Annotated in this window: 21 protein-coding genes, 1 tRNA gene and 1 riboswitch; of the genes, 15 read left to right on the top strand and 7 right to left on the bottom strand. The window is 72.7% G+C overall.

Annotated features, from left to right (window positions below):
- The first annotated feature begins 38 nt into the window (after positions 1-38).
- A riboswitch (TPP riboswitch) is annotated at positions 39-148 on the top strand.
- The 7 genes from thiE (at position 147) to thiC (ending at position 5,744) form a co-directional block, all read left to right on the top strand.
- Entirely contained in the window at positions 147-737 is a 591-nt protein-coding gene (gene thiE / locus J3P41_RS14265; RefSeq protein ID WP_210651032.1) for a thiamine phosphate synthase, read from the top strand. (Overlaps the previous riboswitch by 2 nt.)
- Positions 737-1,750, top strand: a complete 1,014-nt coding sequence (locus J3P41_RS14260) for an FAD-dependent oxidoreductase (protein WP_210651031.1) — start codon at positions 737-739, stop codon at positions 1,748-1,750. Before thiE ends, J3P41_RS14260 begins: the two co-directional genes overlap by 1 nt.
- The gene (gene thiS, locus J3P41_RS14255; protein ID WP_210651030.1) at positions 1,741-1,950 is read left to right on the top strand and encodes a sulfur carrier protein ThiS; all 210 of its coding nucleotides are present in this window, start codon (positions 1,741-1,743) and stop codon (positions 1,948-1,950) included. Before J3P41_RS14260 ends, thiS begins: the two co-directional genes overlap by 10 nt.
- Positions 1,947-2,720, top strand: a complete 774-nt coding sequence (locus tag J3P41_RS14250; protein WP_210651029.1) for a thiazole synthase — start codon at positions 1,947-1,949, stop codon at positions 2,718-2,720. The genes thiS and J3P41_RS14250 overlap by 4 nt, the downstream gene beginning before the upstream one ends.
- Entirely contained in the window at positions 2,717-3,283 is a 567-nt protein-coding gene (locus J3P41_RS14245) for a thiamine phosphate synthase (RefSeq protein WP_210651028.1), read from the top strand. Before J3P41_RS14250 ends, J3P41_RS14245 begins: the two co-directional genes overlap by 4 nt.
- Positions 3,280-4,077 (top strand): bifunctional hydroxymethylpyrimidine kinase/phosphomethylpyrimidine kinase, encoded by a 798-nt coding sequence (thiD, locus tag J3P41_RS14240; RefSeq protein WP_210651027.1) that lies wholly within the window; start codon positions 3,280-3,282, stop codon positions 4,075-4,077. Before J3P41_RS14245 ends, thiD begins: the two co-directional genes overlap by 4 nt.
- Positions 4,074-5,744, top strand: coding sequence for a phosphomethylpyrimidine synthase ThiC (gene thiC, locus J3P41_RS14235; RefSeq protein ID WP_210651026.1), 1,671 nt, complete (start codon positions 4,074-4,076; stop codon positions 5,742-5,744). Before thiD ends, thiC begins: the two co-directional genes overlap by 4 nt.
- Positions 5,745-5,774: 30 nt before the next feature.
- Here the strand turns inward: thiC and J3P41_RS14230 are convergent, their stop codons facing one another.
- Together J3P41_RS14230 and J3P41_RS19330 are read right to left on the bottom strand one after the other, a co-directional pair.
- Positions 5,775-7,715 (bottom strand): hypothetical protein, encoded by a 1,941-nt coding sequence (locus J3P41_RS14230; RefSeq protein ID WP_210651025.1) that lies wholly within the window; start codon positions 7,713-7,715, stop codon positions 5,775-5,777.
- Positions 7,716-7,858: 143 nt separating this feature from the next.
- Complete coding sequence (locus J3P41_RS19330; protein ID WP_210651024.1) at positions 7,859-8,638, bottom strand: M15 family metallopeptidase; 780 nt, start codon at positions 8,636-8,638, stop codon at positions 7,859-7,861.
- A 104-nt stretch (positions 8,639-8,742) separates the two neighbouring features.
- Here J3P41_RS19330 and J3P41_RS14220 point away from each other — a divergent pair, with 104 nt between their 5' ends.
- Together J3P41_RS14220 and J3P41_RS14215 are read left to right on the top strand one after the other, a co-directional pair.
- Complete coding sequence (locus J3P41_RS14220) at positions 8,743-9,333, top strand: SigE family RNA polymerase sigma factor (RefSeq protein WP_210651023.1); 591 nt, start codon at positions 8,743-8,745, stop codon at positions 9,331-9,333.
- Positions 9,330-9,986 carry a hypothetical protein gene (locus J3P41_RS14215; RefSeq protein ID WP_210651022.1) on the top strand — a complete coding sequence of 219 codons (657 nt, stop codon included), beginning with the start codon at positions 9,330-9,332 and terminating at the stop codon, positions 9,984-9,986. The genes J3P41_RS14220 and J3P41_RS14215 overlap by 4 nt, the downstream gene beginning before the upstream one ends.
- A 21-nt stretch (positions 9,987-10,007) precedes the next feature.
- Here the strand turns inward: J3P41_RS14215 and J3P41_RS14210 are convergent, their stop codons facing one another.
- Genes J3P41_RS14210 through J3P41_RS14200 form a run of 3 tightly spaced genes read right to left on the bottom strand, consistent with a single transcriptional unit; the run spans position 10,008 to position 13,429 of the window.
- Positions 10,008-10,529 carry a hypothetical protein gene (locus J3P41_RS14210; protein ID WP_210651021.1) on the bottom strand — a complete coding sequence of 174 codons (522 nt, stop codon included), beginning with the start codon at positions 10,527-10,529 and terminating at the stop codon, positions 10,008-10,010.
- Complete coding sequence (locus J3P41_RS14205) at positions 10,526-12,991, bottom strand: molybdopterin oxidoreductase family protein (protein WP_246862231.1); 2,466 nt, start codon at positions 12,989-12,991, stop codon at positions 10,526-10,528. The genes J3P41_RS14210 and J3P41_RS14205 overlap by 4 nt, the downstream gene beginning before the upstream one ends.
- 36 nt (positions 12,992-13,027) lie before the next feature.
- Positions 13,028-13,429 carry a four-helix bundle copper-binding protein gene (locus J3P41_RS14200; protein ID WP_307862001.1) on the bottom strand — a complete coding sequence of 134 codons (402 nt, stop codon included), beginning with the start codon at positions 13,427-13,429 and terminating at the stop codon, positions 13,028-13,030.
- 180 nt (positions 13,430-13,609) lie between these two features.
- Here J3P41_RS14200 and J3P41_RS14195 point away from each other — a divergent pair, with 180 nt between their 5' ends.
- Both J3P41_RS14195 and J3P41_RS14190 read left to right on the top strand, forming a co-directional pair.
- Complete coding sequence (locus tag J3P41_RS14195) at positions 13,610-13,885, top strand: hypothetical protein (RefSeq protein WP_210651019.1); 276 nt, start codon at positions 13,610-13,612, stop codon at positions 13,883-13,885.
- A 32-nt stretch (positions 13,886-13,917) separates the two neighbouring features.
- Positions 13,918-14,529, top strand: a complete 612-nt coding sequence (locus tag J3P41_RS14190; protein ID WP_210651018.1) for a flavodoxin family protein — start codon at positions 13,918-13,920, stop codon at positions 14,527-14,529.
- Here J3P41_RS14190 and J3P41_RS14185 read toward each other — a convergent pair.
- Entirely contained in the window at positions 14,521-14,994 is a 474-nt protein-coding gene (locus J3P41_RS14185) for a MarR family winged helix-turn-helix transcriptional regulator (RefSeq protein WP_210651017.1), read from the bottom strand. The genes J3P41_RS14190 and J3P41_RS14185 overlap by 9 nt on opposite strands.
- 95 nt (positions 14,995-15,089) lie before the next feature.
- Between J3P41_RS14185 and J3P41_RS14180 the strand changes: the two genes are divergently transcribed.
- Positions 15,090-16,319 (top strand): MFS transporter, encoded by a 1,230-nt coding sequence (locus tag J3P41_RS14180; protein WP_210651016.1) that lies wholly within the window; start codon positions 15,090-15,092, stop codon positions 16,317-16,319.
- A 78-nt stretch (positions 16,320-16,397) separates the two neighbouring features.
- Here J3P41_RS14180 and J3P41_RS14175 read toward each other — a convergent pair.
- Positions 16,398-16,481: transfer RNA gene (locus tag J3P41_RS14175), tRNA-Leu, on the bottom strand.
- 335 nt (positions 16,482-16,816) lie between these two features.
- Between J3P41_RS14175 and J3P41_RS14170 the strand changes: the two genes are divergently transcribed.
- Genes J3P41_RS14170 through J3P41_RS14160 form a run of 3 tightly spaced genes read left to right on the top strand, consistent with a single transcriptional unit; the run spans position 16,817 to position 19,237 of the window.
- Complete coding sequence (locus J3P41_RS14170; protein WP_210651015.1) at positions 16,817-17,536, top strand: DUF3662 and FHA domain-containing protein; 720 nt, start codon at positions 16,817-16,819, stop codon at positions 17,534-17,536.
- A complete protein-coding gene (locus tag J3P41_RS14165) occupies positions 17,529-17,996 on the top strand; it encodes an FHA domain-containing protein (protein WP_210651014.1) in 468 nt (155 codons plus the stop codon). Before J3P41_RS14170 ends, J3P41_RS14165 begins: the two co-directional genes overlap by 8 nt.
- Entirely contained in the window at positions 17,996-19,237 is a 1,242-nt protein-coding gene (locus J3P41_RS14160) for a PP2C family serine/threonine-protein phosphatase (protein ID WP_210651013.1), read from the top strand. The genes J3P41_RS14165 and J3P41_RS14160 overlap by 1 nt, the downstream gene beginning before the upstream one ends.
- Positions 19,238-19,240: the final 3 nt, after the last annotated feature.

The raw sequence follows: 19,240 nt of genomic DNA, 5'->3' as shown, positions 1-19,240 counted from the left end.
GCTGCACTGTGCCTCGCGACGCGGCCGCGCTATGGTGGCCTGGACCACACGGGAGTCCGCGGCAGCGGACTGAGAGGGAGCTGGAGCCGCTCCGACCGTCGAACCTGATCCGGGTCATGCCGGCGAAGGAAGTTGAGGACCGCTCCGTGCTGCCACGTCTCCTGTGCCTCGTCTCCGAGGACCACGACCTCGCCCTGCTCCCCGCGCTCGCGGAGGCCGGCGTCGACGCCTTCGAAGTGCGCGCCAAGGCCTCGACCGATCGCGAGGCGCTACGGCTGGTCGAGCAGGTCCTCGACGCCGCACGTCCCCGCGGCGCTGCGGTGATCGTCAACGACCGCGTCGACCTCGCGCTCGCCGCCGGCGCGGACGGCGTCCACCTCGGCGCCGACGACCTGCCCGCCACGGTGGCGCGGCGCCTGGCACCCGACCTCCTCCTCGGCGTCACCTGCCGGGACCGGGCGCAGGTCGAGGCCGCCGCCGCTGCAGGTGCCGACTACGCCGGCTTCGGGCCGGTCTACGCCACGACCAGCAAGGACGGCCTCCCCGACCCCCTCGGACCGGGTGCGGTGAGCCACGCCGCCGGGGTGCTGCCGCTCATCGCGATCGGCGGCGTGAGCGCCGCGACGGCGCGGGGCCTCCGCGACGCCGGTGCCCACGGGGTGGCGGTCATCGGTGCGATCTGGCAGCCACCCGACCCGGTCTCGGCAGCGAAGGAGCTGGCCGCGGCGCTCGCGTGATGCGGGTCAAGGTCCTCGGCGCCGGCATCGTCGGCCTGTCCTGCGCCGACGAGCTGCGACGGCGCGGCCACCGCGTCACCGTCGTGGACCCGCAGCCGGGCCGCGGAGCCTCCCACGCCGCCGCCGGCATGCTCTCGCCCGCGGGCGAGGTGTGGCACGGCGAGTCAACGGTCCTCGACCTGGGGCGGCGGAGCATGGCCCTGTGGCCGTCGTACGCCGAGCGCCTCGGCGTACCCCTGCACACGACCGGCACGCTGCTGGTCGGCCGCGACCACGCCGACCTCCAGGACGTCCACCGGCAGGTGGACCTGCTGCTCGGCCACGGGGCCACCGTGGAGTCGCTCGACGCGCGGGAGGTCGCTGCGCTCGAGCCCCGGCTGGCGCGCGTCGCCGGCGGGGCGCTGCTGCCGGAGGACCACAGCGTCGACCCACGGGCCGTCGTCGCCGCACTGCTGGCCCGGGTCGGGACGCGGCCGGACGACCCGGAAGACCGGTTCGACGCCACCGTCCTGGCGACCGGTGCGCGTCTTCCGCCTCCGTACGCCTCCCTCGTGCGTGGCGTGCGCGGTGAGGTGGTGCGGGCGCACAGCGACGACCCTCCGAGCCGGACCGTGCGGGGCTGGGTCCGCGGCCAGCACGTGTACGTGGTGCCGCGACCGGACGGCGAGGTGGTCATCGGCGCCACCCAGGAGGAGCGCGCCGGCGGTCCGCCCACCCTCGGCGGCGTGGCGCGGCTGCTGTGGGCGGCACGCGAGCTGGTGCCGGGACTGGACGAGGCCGGGCTGACCGACGTCACCGCACGCGACCGTCCCGGTACGCCGGACAACCTCCCGCTCGTCGGACCGACCGGGCAGGCGGGCGTCGTCCTCGCCGCCGGCCACTTCCGCCACGGCGTGCTGCTGGCCCCGCTCACCGCACGACTCGTCGCCGACCACCTCGAGACCGGCCACACCGACCCCGCGCTCGACCCCCGACGCCTGATCGCCCCCCAGGAGGAGAACTCGTGGACCTGACCGTCAACGGCACGCCCGTCCAGGTGGACGGCCCGTCGGCACCGCTGGCAGACCTGCTCGCCGCGCACCTCGGCGCCCCGGCCCCGCCGGGCGTGGCCGTCGCCGTCAACGACACCGTCGTTCCGCGGGCGCAGTGGTCCGCGCACGACCTGCGTGCGGGCGACGCGGTCGAGATCGTGACGGCGGTGCAGGGCGGATGAGCGCGACCGACCCCGTGGACATCGCCGGCCGCACGCTCGCCTCCCGGCTCCTCCTCGGCACCGGCGGCCTGCCGAGCCTGTCCCTGCTGCGTCCGGTCGTCGACGCGGCCGACCCGGGACTGCTCACCGTCTCGGTCCGCCGCACCGGAGGACCGGACAGCGGCGGGCTGCTGGACGCCGTACGGGCCACCGGTGTGCCGGTCCTGCCCAACACCGCCGGCTGCCTGTCGGCCCGGGAGGCCGTGCTGACCGCCGAGCTCGCCCGCGAGGCACTCGGCACCGACTGGGTGAAGCTCGAGGTGACCGGCGACGAGACCTCGCTGCTACCCGACGCCGTCGAGCTGCTCAGCGCGGCCGAGACGCTGGTGGCGCGCGGCTTCGTCGTCCTGCCCTACACGACCGACGACCCGGTCCTGGCGCGCCGGCTCGAGGACCTCGGCTGCGCCGCGGTGATGCCCCTCGGCGCCCCGATCGGTTCGGGGCTGGGCGTGCTCAACCCCCACGCCATCGAGGCGATCGTCGCCTCCGTCTCGGTGCCGGTGGTGCTTGACGCGGGCGTCGGCACCGCCAGCGACGCCGCGCTCGCCATGGAGCTCGGGTGCGCGGCGGTGCTCGCCGCGACAGCGGTCACCCGAGCCTCGGACCCGGTCGCCATGGCGCGCGCGCTGCGGCTGGGCGTCGCGGCCGGACGCAGCGCGCACGGAGCCGGCCGCATCCCCCGTCGGTCGGTCGCGCGGGCGTCGAGCCCGATGGCCGGGAGGATCGCGTGACCCTCCCTCGCCTCCTGCTGCTCACGGACCGCTCCCAGCTCCGCCTGGGTCGCGGACTGCTGCGCACCCTCTTCGAGTGCGTGGAGGCCGGGGCGACGCACGTCGTCATCCGCGAGCTCGACCTGTCCGCCGACCGTCGCGCCGCCCTGGTCGGCGCGCTCGCCGGCACCGGAGCCACGGTGCTCGCGGCCCACACGCCCGTGCCCGGGTGCGCCGGCGTCCACCTCCCCGCGACCGCGCCCCGAGCGCAGGGGGGCAGCGGCCTCGTCGGTCGCTCCTGCCACACCATCGACGACGTCGAGCGCGCGGCGGCCGAGGGTGCGGACCTCGCCACCCTGTCGCCGTTCGCGGCCAGTCGCTCCAAGCCCGGCTACGGACCGCCGATCGACCCCGCGCACCTGGCCGGTCACGCGCTGCCGGTCTTCGCCCTCGGCGGCATCACCCGCGACAACGCCGCAGCCGCCATGGCGGCGGGCGCCCACGGCGTCGCAGTGATGGGCGAGGTGATGCGCTCGGCCCGTCCAGCCGTGACCGTGAGCCGGCTGCTCGAGGCGGTGTCGTGACACCGCCCGTGGTGCTGACCGTCGCGGGCACCGATTCCGGAGGAGCCGCCGGGCTGGCCGCTGACCTGGCCACGTTCGCCGCGCTCGGCGCCCACGGCGCCTGCGTGGTGAGCGCGGTGACCGCCCAGGACACCACCGGCGTGCGCGACGTCCACCCCGTACCGCTCCGCACGGTCGCCGCCCAGCTCGACGCCGTGCTCGACGACCTGCCGGTCGCGGCGACCAAGACCGGCATGCTCGGCACCGCGGAGGTCGTCGCGCTCGTGGCCGACCGGCTCGACGGCACCACCCTCGTCGTCGACCCGGTGCTGGTCGCCACCAGCGGCGCCGTGCTCGGGGATGCCGAGGTCGCCGCGGCCTACCGGGAGACCCTCCTGCCGAGGGCGAGCGTCGTCACGCCCAACCTGGACGAGGCGGTCGCCCTCCTCGGCCAGGTCGGCGACCCGGCCCACCTCGCCGGCCGCCTCACCGACCTGTGTCCCGGCGTGGTGCTCACCGGCGGCGGCACCGATGGCACCTGCACCGACTGGGTCGCCGTCCGGGGTGCGGAACCGGTCCCTCTGGTCCACCGCGCCGTCCCCACGACCAACGACCACGGGACCGGCTGCACGTTCAGTGCCGCGCTCGCGGTGCACCTGGTCCGGGGAGCGGACCTCCACCACGCCGCCGGTCAGGCGGCCGCCTTCACCACCGGCCAGCTCCGCCTGGGCCGGAGCTGGCGCCTCGGCCGCGGCCGAGGGCCCGTCGCCCACACCGTCCCCGACCCCCGCCCCATCCACCGAGGAGACACATGACCGTCCACCCCGCCCACTCCCGCGTCGAGACCGGCGAGCTCGGCGTGCCCGTCACGCGGGTCGCCCTCACCAACGGCGAAACCTTCGACCGCTACTGCACAACCGGACCGGGCAGCGATCCGGCGACCGGCCTGCCCCCGCTGCGGTCGGCGTGGGTGGCTGCCCGCGGTGACACCGAGGCCTACGCCGGGCGCGAGCCTCAGCTCCTCGACAACGGTCGCTCGGCGCTCCGTCGCGGCTCGGCGCGCCAGGAGTGGCCGGGTGAGCGGCGTGCGCCGCACCGGGCGCTCCCGGGCCGGGTCGTGACCCAGATGGCGTACGCCCGCCGCGGCGTCGTCACCGCCGAGATGGAGTACGTCGCCGCCCGGGAGGGCTGCGACGTCGAGCTCGTCCGCAGCGAGGTCGCCGCCGGACGCGCCATCATCCCGGCCAACGTCAACCACCCCGAGGCCGAGCCGATGATCATCGGGCGCCGGTTCCTGGTGAAGGTCAACGCCAACATCGGCAACAGCGCGGTCACCTCGAGCATCGAGGAGGAGGTCGACAAGCTCACCTGGGCGACGACGTGGGGCGCCGACACGGTGATGGACCTGTCCACCGGCGAGGACATCCACACCACCCGCGAGTGGATCCTGCGCAACTCCCCCGTGCCGATCGGCACGGTGCCGATCTACCAGGCGCTGGAGAAGGTCGGCGGCGAGGCCGACCGGCTGACCTGGGAGGTGTTCCGCGACACCGTCGTCGAGCAGTGCGAGCAGGGCGTGGACTACATGACGATCCACGCCGGGGTGCTCCTGCGCCACGTCCCCCTCACGGCCGGCCGGGTCACGGGCATCGTCTCGCGCGGTGGCTCGATCATGGCCGGGTGGTGCCTGGCCCACCACGAGGAGAACTTCCTCCACACCCACTTCGACGAGCTCTGCAAGATCTTCGCCGCCTACGACGTGTCCTTCTCACTGGGCGACGGCCTGCGGCCCGGCAGCGTCGCCGACGCCAACGACGCCGCACAGCTGGCCGAGCTGCGCACCCTCGCCGAGCTCGCCGAGCGAGCCTGGGCGCACGACGTGCAGGTGATGGTCGAAGGCCCCGGGCACGTCCCGCTCGACCTGGTCGAGGAGAACGTGCGCCTCCAGCAGGAGTGGTGCCACGGCGCCCCGTTCTACACCCTCGGCCCGCTCGCCACCGACATCGCGCCCGGCTACGACCACATCACCTCCGCGATCGGCGCCGCCGCGATCGCCATGCACGGCACCGCGATGCTCTGCTACGTCACGCCCAAGGAGCACCTCGGCCTGCCGAACCGCGACGACGTCAAGACGGGAGTGATCACCTACAAGCTCGCCGCCCACGCCGCAGACGTCGCCAAGGGCCATCCCGGCGCCCGCGAGTGGGACGACGCCCTCTCGCGGGCCCGCTTCGAGTTCCGCTGGCACGACCAGTTCGCGCTGTCACTCGACCCGCACACCGCCCAGGCCTTCCACGACGAGACCCTGCCCGCGGAGAACGCCAAGACCGCCCACTTCTGCTCCATGTGCGGACCGAAGTTCTGCTCGATGCGCATCAGCCAGGACGTCCGCGAGCGCTTCGCCAGCGACGGCATGGCCGACAAGGCGCGGGAGTTCCTCGAGCTCGGTGGAACCGTCTACGTGGAGCCGGCACCGCGTTGACCCGGGCAGCAACGACGACGTCCGGCGCCCTCAGCCGGTCTCGACGCCGAGGCCCTGGACCCGGACGGTCCGTCCCCGGGAGGCGACGACCACGCGCACGGTGCCGGTGAACGGCGCGGCGAGGCGCGGCAGCACGACCTGGCCGCCGGACACCTTCCGGAGGGAGACCGTGGCGACCCGTCGTTTGCCGGCCCAGACCGTCAGCCTGCCCTTCCCCTTGCTCGCGAACAGTGCGAGACCTGTGGCCCGCGTGACGGAGGTCGACAAGGTGGCGCCCTTCTTGCGGGAGACGGCCGCGGCCGGGCCCTTCTTCCAGCCCTTCGCCCTCAACGATCGAGCCGGTGCGGCCACGGTCCACGACCGGGTCGCGGGGGTGGCGTCGCGGTTGCCCGCGGCGTCGACGGCGGTGACCGAGAGCCGGTGGGTGCCCGGCCGGAGCTTCGGCACGTGCAGCGACGTCGCGCAGGGAACGGCGGCACCGTCCAGGGTGCAGGACCACGCCGATCCGCTCTCGGTGGAGCCCAGCGCGAACGTCGTGGCGCCGGCCCGGACGAAGGATCCCTGGGCGGGCCCGCCGGCCAGGGTCGTGTCCGGCGCGGTCATGTCCTGCGGCGACGGCACGGGGCCGGTCGGCGCCGGATCCGACGGGCCGGTCGGACCGGTGGGGCCGGTCGGGCCGGTGGGGCCGTTCGGGTCGGTCGGTGTCGGATCCGTCGGGTCGGTGGGGCCGGTCGGGTCCGTCGGGTCCGTCGGATCGGTCGGATCGGTCGGGCCGGTCGGCGTGGTGATCGTGAAGGCCCGCGACGGCGGGTTGTTGGTCGGCGCGCCGGTGGCGGAGTAGCCGGTCACCGAGAACACGTAGTCCCCGTCCGCGAGGTCGTCGTAGACGACCGGGGACGTGCACTCACGGGAGCGAGGGACGGAGCTTCGGGTCAACGTGCAGGTGAACCGGGCGGCACCCGGTCCGCTGAACGTGAAGCTGGCACGCCTCCCCTCGACCTGCGCCGCGGTCACCTCGACCGCGGGACCGGCGGTGTCGATCGTGAAGGTGCGGATGGCCGGGGTCCGGTCGATCCACTCGCCCACCTGCGCGTAGACGTAGAAGGTGTGCTCGCCGTCGGCCAGGCCCGTGAACGGGATCCGGCTGACCCCGTTGCCGACGTCGGCGGTGCAGTCGCGGTAGTGGGAGTCGCCGGAGAATGCGCACCAGAACCTCGCACCGGGGTTGTCGCTCGCCACGTCGAAGTGCCCGTCGGGCGTGTGCGAGGGATTCCTCGGCCCCGTGGTGATCCGGGTGCTCACCATCGTGAAGGACCTGGACGAGTCGGGGCTGAAGTTGCCGGACGGATCGGTGGCGTAGACCCTGATGCTGTGCTCGCCCGGCGCGAACGTCCGGGTCACGCCCGACGTGCACGGGACGAACAAGTCGCCGCCGTCGAAGCTGCACTGCGTGATCCCCTCGTTGGTGGAGAAGGTGAACGACGCCGTGTTGTCGACGGTCGTCGAGGCCTCCACGCGGATGGCCGACACGGTCGGAGCGACGGTGTCCTCGAAGACGGCGACCGGCGCCCGCTCGACCCCATCGAACGGGCCGGAGTGCACACCGCACTCCTGGACGCCCGACGTGGTGCGCAGCTCGTCACACCCTTGCCACTCGACGAACCGCCAGTGACCCGCGGGCGCATTGCCCGGGGTGGGCCGCAGCCACACCCATGCCTCGAACGCCGCCGTGCTGCGCATCCGCTCACAGCCCAGCGTCACCCGGTCGTCCCGGTTGTCCCGGTGGTCGCACGACGTGGGCCCCTCGTTGATGGTGCCCTCGACCACTGCCACGGTGCCCGAGCCTTTGATCCTCGGCGTCACGCCGACCTGACCGGCGTGGGCGGGGCCGGCCGTCACGGCGAGCGCGGCGACGGTGGTCCCCACGCAGCCCAGGGCGGTCACCAAGCGGCGCCACGTGCCTGTCGACATCGTCTTCTCCTCGCGTCTGCACAGCCCTCGGTGGGCCGGCGTTCGGCGCCATTCAGCCCGACCGCTCTTGGCGACGGCTTGCCGTCGGCGGTCACGGCCGCCGGGCCAGGCCAAGCGAACGACAAGGGGCGCAGTGGTGACCGCTACCGGCGGTAGTCTCCACCCGGCAAGTCGAAGTACTCCTCGAGCGTCGTGGTGCCGGTCCGCCGGAGCTCGGCGGCCAGCCGGCGCCCGACGTAGCGCAGGTGCCACGGCTCGGGCTCGAAGCCGGTGACCGCGGTGTCGCCCGGTCGGTAGCGGACGACGAAGCCGTACCGCCAGGCGTTCGCCGCCAGCCACCTTCCCGCCGGTTGCTGTGCGAAGCACGCTGCGAGGCTGCAGCTCAGGTCGGCCGGCGTGACCACGTCGACGGCGAGCCCCGTCTGGTGCTCGCTGTGACCGGGACGCGCCGAGATCCGCTCGGCCGCCTCGCGCCCACGTGTCGCCGCCGTGGCCTCGTGCACCTGGTGCTGGTAGGCGTAGGAGCGGAACGCGCTGGCGATCTTGAGCTCGTGCCCCGCTGCGCCACTGGCGTCCAGCAACTCCTCGAGCGGACCCGCCGCGACCGTGGCGACCTGATAGCCGCGCACGATCGACATCTCGGGGCGGAAGCCCGGATCGAGGGGCAGCACCTTGTTGACCACGACCCACGGGCTCGACGGGTCGGACACGGAGGGACCGCGCAGGGGTCGCTTCGCGGCGGTGGCCGGCAGGGCGGCACCACGTCCGCTCGCCGCCGGGGGTGCGGTCACACCGGCCGGGACCGTCTGGCTCGCGGGGTCTGCCGGAGCCGTCGGGGTGGCGGCCCGCGGCCAGGTGGCGAGCACGGCGGCACCTGCGACGACGACGGCCACGGCGCCGGTTGCTGCTGGGAGGATCCTCACGTCGAGATGACCGGTCCCGGCGTGCGACGGGTTGCTCGGACCTCCTTCCCCTCTGGTGCAACCCCGGTGCGGCCCGGTCCGGTCAGGAGGGTGTGGAGACAGGCATGCTGAAGTCGAGGGAGAGCCGGCGGGCGGCGGAGTTCGTCGCGTTCACGGCGGCGCACCGCGCTGACCTGGTGCGTACGGCACGGCTGCTGTGTGCCGGCGACGTCGACCACGCCGAGGACATCGTCCAGATCACCCTGACCCGGCTGTACCTCGCGTGGTCGCGGGTGCGGCGCGCCGACCAGCCGCTCGCCTACGCCCGGCGGGCGCTGACCAACGTGTTCCTGGACGAGGCCGGACGCGCCCACCGGCGACGCGAGTCCGTGAGTGACGACCCCGCTCGGGCGACCGTCGAGCCGCACACCGCCGACCACGACCTCGCGCTCCGTGAGCTGGTGGTCGAGGCCCTGGCCACGCTCGGGCCGCGGCAGCGTGCCGTGGTCGTCCTGCGGCACTGGCACGACCTCGACGTCGAGCAGACCGCCCGGGTGCTCGGCTGCTCCACCGGCACCGTGAAGTCCCAGAACGCTCGCGCTCTCGCGCACCTCCGCACGGCGCTCGACCGGATCGACCCCGACCGCACGCCGTACTCCGACCCCGATCGCACCAGTCCCGATCTCGAACCCACCGTCAAGGAGACCTGTCCATGAGCACCGACCTCCGTTCCGCCCTGTCGCTCGTCGCCGACGGGCCGACGCCCGGGGCGGCGCACACCGACCCGTCCGCCGGCCCCGCGGCCGACCTGGACCGCGCACGCGCGTCGGCGCGGGCCCGGGCCAGGCGCCGCTCGCGCCTCGCCGCCACCGGTGCCACGGCGGCGGTGATGACCGTCCTGCTCGCCGTGACGCTCGACGAGGCCCCGGGCGGCTCCGGCCCGGGCGACGCACCGGCGGCGGTCACGGCCGCGCAGGTGCGGCTCGTGGCCGGGCCCCTGGACGTGGCGCCGTACGTCTTCGACCGCGTGCCCGACGGCTGGGTCGTCCAGGGGCAGCGGCCGATGTCGGTGACCATCGTCCCGCCCGACGGCTCGGTCTCCGACCACCCCGACGACTTCCGCGGCAAGCTGGTCATCCTCTTCGACCGCAACGGGCTCTACGGCACGCCGACGACGTACGACGGCCGCAGCTTCCACGTCAGCCGCGGCGACGGCTACACCACGGTCTCCACGCGGACGACCGACGCCGAGCCGGCGGGCTTCGTGCGGGTGCAGTACCCCGACGACACCGGATGGTCCGACGCGCAGATGCTCGAGTTCCTCGACGGCGTCCGGGTCACCTCGCTCGCCGAGCCCGGGCTGGGCTGATCACCGCGCGTGGGCACCCGCTCAGCCGGTGACCATGATCTGGGCCGCCGTCTCCTTGACCTTGGCGTTCGCCCACCGCATCTGGCGCAAGGTCTGCGGGTGGCAGTCCTGGGCGACCGTGAGCAGTTCGGTGTCCTTCATCGCTTGCGCGGTCTGGGCGAGCACCTCCCAGTCGAGCGAGACGCCGGCGGCCATCCGGTGGAGGTGACGAAGATCCGCCAGGAGCAGCAACGTGGGCTCGTGGAACCGGCCGGTGAGCTCGGCACCCTTCTGCTTGACCCGGGCCAGCAGGGCCGCCTCGTCCTCCGGCTCGGGGTCGAGATCGAGGTCGTAGTCGCGCCCTACCTCGGCGAGGCGGCGGACGTGCTCTTGGGACCACGCGGCGATGTCGCGGGCGACGTGGAAGATCTCGTGGTCGACCTTCTGCTGGTCCGAGAGGTCCAGCAGGGCACCGGCGAGGTCGTTCTCGGAGCGGTGGAGCTCCTCGATGGCGCCACCGACCTTGTTGCCGTGCAGGGTGCGCAGAGTCTGGACCAGCTTCATCGGGTGCCTCCCGCGGTCGACGACTGCTCACTGACCAGCGCCGTCTCGTCGCCACGAGTGGGTGGCACCGAGGCAGAGACGGGTCGCGAACCGGTGGTCGTGGGCGCGGACGCCGACCTGCCCCCCGACGCCGCGATCCGGGTGGCGGCTGCTGCCGCGGTCTTAAAGATGGGCTGCTTGGAGGCTGGGTCCCAGTCGGTCAGGGTCAGCTCGTTGGCGGCGCGGCCCTGACCGTCAGGTTCGTGGCCGGCCCCGGTGTCCCAGTAGCCGTAGTGGAAGGGCAGGAACAGCACGCCGGGTCGGACGCCGCTGATCCGGAGCCGCGCGGTCACGGCACCGCGAGGGGTGGTGATGTCCAGGAGGTCGCCCTCCTCCCATCCTTCCTCCTCCGCGTCGGCGGCCGAGGCCTCGACCCACACCTCCGGCGCGGCTGCCTGGAGCTGCGGCGCACGGCCGGTCTTGGTGCGGGTGTGGAAGTGGTAGAGCGTGCGGCCGGTGATCAGCTGGAACGGATGGTCCTCCGAGGGCTGCTCGTGGGGTGGCAGGTACTCCGCCGCCTTGATCACGGCCCTGCCGTGCGGGTTGAGCGCCTTGTACTCCGTCGGCTCGACCGGGGCGCCCGTGACCAGGTCGCGCCCATAGCTCTCGCAGTAGTCGGGATCGGACCAGAACTGCCCGTCGACGTAGAGGCGCTCGGTGCCGTCGGGATGCTCGTCGTTGCACGGCCACTGGATGCCGCTGCCGCCGCGGAGCTTGTCGTAGGTGATCCCGGTGTAGTCGCACGGCCGACCACGGCTGCACTCCTTCCACGCCTCGAACGCCTCCTCCGGGCTGGTCCACTTCACCAGCGGTGCGCCGTCCTTGTCCGTCAGCCCGAGCCGATGGGCGTAGTCGACGAGGATGTCCAGGTCCGGGCGAGCCTCCCCCGGCGGGTCGACGGCCTTCTCCGACAGGTGCACGGTGCGGTCGGCGTTGGTGAACGTGCCGGTCTTCTCACCCCAGGTGGCAGCCGGGAGCACGACGTCGGCCAGCTGCGCGGTCTCGGTGAGGAAGAGGTCCTGCACTACCAGGAACAGCCGGTCCTGGGACAGGATCGACCGGATCCGACGCAGCTCCGGCAGGGACACCGCGGGGTTCGTGCCGGAGACGTGGAGGAACCGGATGGACCCGTCCTCGACGTACCGCATCATCTGCATCAGGTGGGTGGGAGCGGTGTAGTGCGGGATCTGCATCGAGTCGATGTTCCACACCCGTGCGAGGTCCTCGATGTGGGCGTCGTTGGACCAGTTCCGGAACGCGGGCAGGTCGCCGTCGGCGCCGCACTCGCGGGTGTTCTGCGCGGTCGGCTGCCCGTTCATCTGCAGGATCCCGCAGCCAGGCTTGCCGAGCATCCCCCGCACGATGTGGACGTTGTTGACCTGCACCGCCGCCGCCGTGGCCTGGTGGGACTGGTAGAACCCCTGCAGCACCGTCGACATCAAGCGTTCGGCGGAGCCGATCAGCCGGGCGGCCTCGCGCAGGTCCGCGGCCGGGACCCCGCAGACCTCGGCCGCTCGTTCCACGGTGTAGTCCTCCAGCATCTTCTCGAGCTCGGCGAACCCGACGGCATGTGCCTCGATGTACTGGTGGTCGACCCGGTCGTGCTCGAGCAGCTCGCGCAGGATCGCGTTCATCAGCATCACGTTGGTGCCAGGGCGAGGTGCCAGGTGCACGGTGGCGTGGTCGGCCACGGGCGTCTCTCGGGGATCGACGCACACGATCGCCGGCGGGTTCGGTCCGGCGAGCCGGTCCAGGATCCGGGTCCACAGCACCGTCTGGGTCTCGGCCATGTTGTGGCCGTAGAGGCAGATGACGTCGGCGTGGTCGATGTCGGTGTACGAGCCGGGTTGGCCGTCGCTGGCGAAGGACTCCTTCAACGCAGCGGCCGCGGTGGCGGTGCACAGCCGGGTGTTGCCGTCGACGTGGTTGGTGCCGATCCCGCCGTGGGCGATGAGCCCGAGGGTGTAGTACTCCTCCAGGAACAGCTGGCCGGTGGTGTAGAAGCCGATCGCGGACGGTCCCCGCTCCTCCAGCAGTTCTTTGGTGCGACCGGCGACGGCGTCCATCGCGGTGTCCCAGTCGGTCTCGACCAGTCGGCCGTCGCGGCGGATCAGCGGTCGCGTCAACCGGTCCGTCGAGCCGTTGGCCTGCCAGCCGTACAGGTCCTTCGGTCCGAGCCGTCCGTGGTTGACCCGGTCGACGGCGCGTCCGCGGACGCCGACGATGCGGCCGTCCTTGACCGCGATGTCCATCGCATCGCCGTTGGAGTGCAGGATCGACGCGGACTGCACCCAGCGGTCCACGTCGTCGGCCGCTACCCCCTCGGCGAGGTGGGTGTCGACTCGTGCCGGCCACGCCTCACCCGGCCCGTACGGCGTCCGGGTGCCCCACGGCTCGGCTATCCGGTCGATCTGCTGCGTCATGCCTTCCGCCTCCATCCGGTTGGGACAGCTGGTGGGTCAGAGACTGGCGATCAGTGCGCGGCATGCGTCTTCGCACCGGCGACATGCCTCGGCGCAGATCCGGCAGTGCTCATGCATCTGCGCGTGCCGCGCGCACTCGTCGCCGCACGCCCTGCATGCGGTCGCGCAGGCCTCGAGGAAGGCCCTGGTCAGGCCTGCGTCGTACCCGGTGCGCCGCGACAGTGCGTTGCCGGTGGCGAGGCAGATGTCCGCGCAGTCGAGGTCCGTCCGGATGCACGTCACCAGGTCGGCGACCGTGTCCTCGCTCAGGCAGGCATCGGCGCAGGCGGTGCAGACCTGCGCGCACTCGAAGCAGGCATCGATGCACTCCGCCAGCTGGTCCTTGTCGACGTCGCCCAGGTCCTTGGGGTACGCCTCGAGCATCTGCACGTGTGCCACGACTCAGCCCTCCGTCTCGCGACGCGGGGCGCCCGGAAAGCGCCGTCGGACCACATCGCCTCGGTACGGGCGGTACCCGGCCGGGGCGAAACCTTGCGTCCGCGCCCTGTTCCGACTGCGTTGATCTCCCGCATCGCGGGTACAGGAAGCCGACCGATCACCGACTGAAGGGACAGGAAGATGGCTACCGGAGAAACCGGATTCGACGACGTCACCTACGACCTCGTGTCGCTGCAGTACCACTCGCTCAAGGCCGGCCACGACTACGGCCAGTACGTCCGTGATGCCGAGAACGCCGGCCGCGACGACATCGCCCAGTTCTTCCGCGAGGTGATGGAGCAGGACTCCCAGCGGGCGCACCGCTGCCACGAGTTCCTGCGCGACCTGGGCGGCACCGACAACACCAGCCCGCAGGGCGACGTCGCGGACGGCGCCGACCCGAACGCCACCGCGTGAGCCGACCGGCGACCGCCCGGAGGAGCTGACCGATGCCGCTCACCGCACTGGTGCTGTCCTGCACCCTGAAGAAGTCGCCGGCCGAGTCCAGCGCCACGCTGATCGGCCAAGAGTTCCTCGACGCGCTGCGCGACCACGACGTCATCGGCGAGCTCCTCCGGGTCGTGGACCACGACGTCAAGTTCGGCGTCACCACCGACGAAGGCGACGGCGACGCCTGGCCGCGGATCAGGGAGAAGATGCTCGGCGCCGACATCCTCGTGATCGCGACGCCGATCTGGCTCGGCCAGCCGTCGTCGGTCGCCAAGATGGTCCTCGAGCGCCTCGACGCCGAGCTCGGCGAGACCGACGACGAGGGCCGGATGTCGACCTACAACAAGGTCGCCGCGGTCGCCGTCGTCGGCAACGAGGACGGTGCCCACCACGTCACCGCCGAGCTGCTGCAGGCCCTCAACGACACCGGCTTCAGCATCGCCGCCAACGGGTCGACCTACTGGGTCGGCGAGGCGATGAAGGCCACCGACTACCAGGACCTGGACCCCAAACCGGCCAAGACCGTGTCCACGACGCAGACGGCGGCGGCGAACTCGGCGCACCTGGCTCGTCTGCTGTCGAGCCAGGGCTACCCGCCCGCGTCAACCTGACGCGGGCGCCGCCGCCCCGCTGAGCCGCTGGACGGTCTCGACCAACGAGGTCAGGCGAGGGTCCTCGGCCGCTGCTTCCAGGGAGCGCCGCAACGCCGCATCGTGCGTGGGGCTCGCCTGGGCGAGCAGCGCCAGACCTGCAGGCGTGACGTCGGTGTAGATGCCACGGCGGTCGGTCGCGCACAGGTAGCGGGTGAGCAGCCCGCGATCCTCGAGCCGGGTCACGAGGCGGGTCGTCGCGCTCTGACTGAGGACGACGGCGTCGGCGACCTCGTTCATCCGCAGGTGGCCGCCCTCCCCCGAGTGCTGACGACTGAGCACGTCGAGCAAGGAGAACTCCCGCACGCTCAGGTCGTGCCCGGCCTGCAGGGCGCGTTCGACCTGCGCCTCGATCCGCCCGTGCAGCAACGACAGGGCGTACCAGCCGTCGGCCAGCCCGACCGGGCCGGTGGTCTCGCGGGTCATCGCTCCTCCTGAGTCGCGTAGGTGGTCCACGATAGCGCGCGCACGGAGGTATCTGCGTTTGCGTTTTGCCCGCGCCTGCAACTAACGTCGTCTGCATGAACCAAGCCGACCGCCGCTCACCCGCCTTCCCTCTGGCGCTCCTCGCTCTCGCCATCGGCGCCTTCGGGATCGGCACCACCGAATTCGTCGTGATGGGGCTGCTGCCCGACATCGCCGGCGACTACGACGTGTCCATCCCGACCGCAGGCTGGATTGTCAGCGGGTACGCGCTCGGAGTCGTCGTCGGCGCCCCGGTCACGGCCATCCTCGGCACCCGGCTGGGCCGCAAGACGATGCTGCTGATCCTCATGGGCCTCTTCGTGCTGGGCAACCTGCTCGCCGCGCTGGCCCCCACCTTCGTGGTGCTGCTCCTCGGCCGGCTGATCACGTCGTTGGCCCACGGCTCCTTCTTCGGCATCGGCTCCGTCGTGGCCGCCGAGCTGGTCGCTCCCAGCAAGAAGGCCGGCGCCATCGCCTTCATGTTCACCGGGCTGACGGTCGCGAACATCGTGGGCGTCCCCCTCGGGACGTACGTCGGCCACGCCGTCGGCTGGCGCATGACGTTCGGCGGCATCGCGGTCCTCGGCGTCATCGGCCTGATCGGCGTCGCCACCCTGGTCCCCGCCCTGCCCCGCCCCGAGGGGGCCCGGCTGCGCCGCGAGGTCGCCGCACTCGGCAACATCCAGGTCCTCCTCGCCATGGCGATGACCGTGCTCGGCTTCGGCGGCGTGTTCGCTGCCATCACCTACATCGCGCCGATGATGACCGGCGTGGCGGGCTACGCCGAGGGCTCGGTCACCTGGCTGCTGGTGCTCTTCGGTGTGGGGATGTTCCTCGGCAACATCCTCGGCGGCAGGTACGCCGACCGGGCACTGATGCCGATGCTCTACCTCACCCTCGGCGGCCTGGCGCTCGTGCTGGCCCTGTTCACGCTCACCGCGCACAACAAGGTCCTGGCGGCCGTCACCATTCTCCTCATCGGCGGACTCGGCTTCGCCACCGTCCCGCCGCTGCAGAAGCGGGTCCTCGACCAGGCCCACGGCGCGCCCACGCTGGCCTCAGCGATCAACATCGGCGCCTTCAACCTCGGCAACGCGCTCGCCGCCTGGCTCGGTGGCGTGGTCATCGCGGCCGGCCTGAGCTACACCGCACCGAACTGGGTGGGCGCCCTGCTCGCCGGCTCCGCCCTGGCCCTGGCTTTCCTGTCCGCCGCACTCGAGCGCCGCGCCGGGCACGCCGCCGCGACCCGCGCCACGGCTCCGGTCCCGGTCACAGCCGAGCGCTGACTCCCCTGCACGGCCAGCTATCGCGGCCCCGAAATGGACGAGGCCCCGGGTCCGAGGACCCGGGGCCAGCCACTCACGTGCGCGAGGGGGGAGTTGAACCCCCACGTCCTTTCGGACACACGGACCTGAACCGTGCGCGTCTGCCTATTCCGCCACTCGCGCGAGCGGGCTCAGGCTACCCCACGCCCGACGCGCCCTCCCAATCGAGCACCGGTTCCCGGTCCGCGCCCGCCCCGGTCGCGATCCGGGCCGGGGGGCCGTGCAGGGATCCCCGGCTAGCCGGGGAAACTTGAGCCTCACCCCCGAAACTTCGGGGGCGAACCTCCAGAGTCACCGGTGAGCCGGGGATCGCAACCAACCCCCCACAGCCACCCCAACGGCGGGGCGGCACCGACGCGCACCAGCGCTCGGCCGGTACGCTCGGCCGCACCGGCCGGGCGGTCTGTGCAGCATGCCCACCACAACGACGTGACGCGAGCGCGAGGAGAGGAGGCCTGGTGGACAACCCCCTGCAACGCTTCGAGCAGAAGCTGGAGACGGTGATCTCCGGTGTCTTCGCCCGCGCCTTCCGCAGCGCCGTGCAGCCGGTCGAGATCGCGGCGGCCCTGCAGCGCGAGTGCGACAACAACGCCCAGGTGCTCAGCCGGCAGCGCCGCCTGGTGCCCAACGACTTCCACGTCGAGCTGTCGGCCACCGACCTCGAGCGCATCGTCGGCCTCGGTCGCGCGCTCGAGCAGGACCTGGTCGACCAGCTCCAGGACCACGCCGACGCGCAGGGCTACGTCTTCACGGGTCCGATCTCGTTGGCCTTCGAGCTGGCCGACGACCTGACCACCGGTCGCTTCCGGATCCGCAGCAAGGCGCAGGCCAGCGTGACCGACAACGACCACCGCACGCGTACGCGCGCGTCCCACGCCACGCTCGAGGTCAACGGCACGCGCCACCCGCTGCGCCCCCCGGGCCTGGTCATCGGGCGCGGCACCGAGGCGGACCTGCGCATCAACGACCCGGGCGTGAGCCGGCGCCACCTCGAGCTGGAGGTCGGCATCGACGGCGTCGAGGCCGTCGACCTCGGCTCGACCAACGGCATCCTGGTCGACGGCGCGAAGGTCGGCCGGGCGCGGCTGCGCGACGGCTCCACGATCCGCATCGGTCACACCGACATGACCGTCCGCATCGAGAGCGGACGCGACGGAGCCGGGGGCTGGAATGTCTGAGCTGACCCTTTTCCTGATCCGCATGGCGTTCCTCGCCATCCTGTGGATCTTCGTGCTGTCGGCGATCTCGGTGATCCGCTCCGACATGTTCGGTGCGCGGGTGCCCGAGGCCGCGCGCGGGGCCGCCGCCAAGCAGTCCGAGCGCAAGCCCCGCAGGCCGCGGCGCGGCGCGCCCACCCACCTGCTGGTGGTCGAGGGCGACAACGCCGGCACGCGTGCGGAGCTCGCCGACGCTCCGCTCCTGATCGGTCGCGGCAGCGACGCCGCCATCAAGCTCGACGACGACTACGTCTCCACCCGCCACGCCCGCGTCGCCGCGAGCGGTGACGAGTGGTTCGTGGAGGACCTCGGCTCGACCAACGGCACCTACGTCGGCTCGGTCCGCATCACCCAGCCCACCACGATCGCCGTGGGCGTCCAGGTCCGGGTCGGCAAGACCATCCTGGAGCTGCGCAAGTGATGCACCTCCACTACTCCGCGATCTCCGACGTGGGACGCGTACGCCGGGAGAACCAGGACAGCGGCTACGCCGGCCCCTGGCTGCTGACGGTGTGCGACGGCGTCGGCGGTGCCGTACGCGGGGACCTGGCGTCGAGCACCGCGGTGCAGGCGCTGCGCAAGCTCGACCAGCAGCCCGACGAGGACCTGCTCGGCCAGGTGGCGGGCGCGGTGCACCGCGCCGACGACCGCATCGCCGAGCTGGTCGAGGAGGACCCCGCGCTCAACGGCACGTCGACCACCGCGACGGTCGCCCTGTTCGACGGCGCCCGCTTCGGCTTCGGCCACATCGGCGACAGCCGCGCCTACCTCTACCGGCGCGGGGAGCTGCGCCAGCTCACCCACGACCACACCTTCGTGCAGTCCCTCATCGACGAGGGCCGCATCACCGAGGAGCAGTCGCGGACCCACCCGCACCGCAACCTCATCCTCAAGGCGCTCGACGGCATCCGCCACGAGGAGCCCGACCTCTTCGAGCTCCCGGCCGAGGCCGGCGATCGCATCTTCATCTGCAGCGACGGGGCGTGCGGCACCCTCGGCCCGGAGCGGATCGCCGAGATCCTGTCGCAGGGCACGCCGGACTACGCCGCGGTCGAGATGGTGCGCGCCAGCCTCGAGGCGGGCAGCACCGACAACGTCACCTGCATCGTCGCCGACGTCGCCGAGGAGGCGCCGCCGGAGGACCTGACCCCCTTGCTCGTGGGCGCCGCGGCCGACCTCCCGCGACGGATGCCGCTGGGCGGTGCCGTCGGCGGGCTCTTCCGCGGCCACCGTCAGGGCGACACCGGGGAGATCCCGCCGGTGCCGGCGGACGTCCCGCCCGGCGCCTACGTCGCCGACCCGATCGACCCCGAGACCGCACGCTACGCACCTCTCGCCCCGACCCGCTACGCGTGGCTGCGCCGACTCCTGCTCGCCGCGGTCCTCGTCGGGCTCGCCTGGGTCGTGCTGGCGGCCGGGTGGTCGTGGAGCCAGCAGCAGTTCTACGTCGCCGAGCAGGACGGCCGGGTCGCGATCTTCCGCGGCGTCGACGCCGACGTGCCCGGTATCTCCCTGTCCCACGTCTACGAGATCACCGACGTGGAGCTCGACCGGCTCAGCGACATCGAGGCCGAGCAGGTCCGCGAGGGCATCCAGACCGACGACCTGGACGACGCCCGGCTGACCGTCGACAACTACGCGGCGAGCCAGGACCTCGAGTGAGAG

This window comes from Nocardioides sp. SYSU D00065, from assembly GCF_017916425.1.
Taxonomy (GTDB): domain Bacteria; phylum Actinomycetota; class Actinomycetes; order Propionibacteriales; family Nocardioidaceae; genus Nocardioides.
The sequence above is the reverse complement of the archived record's forward strand: the minus strand, read 5'-3'. Positions and strand labels throughout refer to the sequence as shown.